Origin of the sequence: Haladaptatus sp. W1, from assembly GCF_001723155.1 — an archaeon.
Lineage (GTDB): Archaea > Halobacteriota > Halobacteria > Halobacteriales > Haladaptataceae > Haladaptatus > Haladaptatus paucihalophilus.
Genome location: NZ_MEIH01000367.1, coordinates 1 through 1,204, shown reverse-complemented (window position 1 = coordinate 1,204; position 1,204 = coordinate 1). Strand labels below are relative to the sequence as shown.

Here is a 1,204-nt window from a genome sequence, read left to right as displayed (position 1 = left end):
TGCGATTTGACGCGGACGATATGGACTGGCCCACGTGGGGATATCACAGCCGAGTCGAGCCACGCGGTTCTCTATCGATGGATGGGTTGCGAACAAGGAAAAGAGGAGTGAACGATCCGTGTTCCACGGAACCGGGCCAGCAATATCCTCGATGTTCTCGCCAGTTGCGATAGCTGCGACTCGGTAGAGCGCATCGGCGAGCGTTTCGGGGTCCACGACGTGGGCGGCGTAGGCGTCCGCACGGTACTCTTCCATTCGATTCGCATACCGACTCAGCGCGAGTGCGAGTGGTTCGACACCCAACCCGAATGCATACCGAACGAGGCGGATTGGTCGCTCTTCGATGAACGCAAGCGCGCTGAACAACAGCGAGCCGACGGCGGCTACGAACGGGCCGCGTCCTGCAAGAACGACGAGCCAGAACGCGCTGAAACCGAGTATCTGGGGAGTGTACGCACGAATCGCGTCCGTGTGGATATCCGTTCCTAGATGACCGAGTTCGTGTGCGAACAACGCACTCACGCCTACTCGCCCGACGATTTGCGGGAGGAGCGGGTCGAACGCGACGACGGGTTCACCGTCGTCGTAGCCGACGACGGCACCCGGCGCGTCCATCTCCATGAGGACGATTCGGGGAACGGGACGGTCGGCGGTTTCGCAGACTTCGAGTACCGCCCGCTGAACGTCTGGTAACTCATTGGGGTCGAACGGCCTGGCGTGTTCGTATTCGAACTCGTAGCGACCACCGGAGCGGTACGACAGAAAGGCGATGATACCGAACACGAAGAGACCGAGGCCGACGACAGGGAGGGGGGCACCAGTCCGAACGACAGCTGCAACCGCGAGGAGCGTGGCGGCCAAGAGTCCGAGCGTGATTCCCCACGCTCGAACGATCAGCGAAATCGTCATATATCGCGGCTGTGCGAGGCGGAACGGTTCGTACTCCATCTCGTTCGCCTTGACGACCTTCCACGCGTTGGGTTCGAGCGTCGAGGTGCCGAGGTAGTTCACTTTTCCGTCGCGGACGAAGCCGTCCAGGGTGCGCATGAACTCGTCGGCGGGCGTGTCGTCGTCCCAGCGGTGGATGTAGAGGAGGTCCACGTAGTCCGTCCCGAGGCGGTCGAGGATGAGGTCCATCTGTCGCCGGAGGTGCTTCCGGGAGAGACCCCGGCCGTTCGGGTCGTCCGTCCGCGTCGGCCAGTAG

General features: G+C 62.3%; 1 protein-coding gene and 1 pseudogene. Both read right to left on the bottom strand.

The window, feature by feature from the left end; translation table 11 throughout:
* The coding region (locus tag BG842_RS21795; RefSeq protein WP_069451867.1) for a M48 family metallopeptidase at nucleotides 1–909 on the bottom strand (909 nt) is incomplete at its 3' end.
* Nucleotides 898–1,204, bottom strand: a pseudogene (locus BG842_RS33295) (aldo/keto reductase); the annotation flags it as partial. The gene BG842_RS21795 and the pseudogene BG842_RS33295, both read right to left, overlap by 12 nt.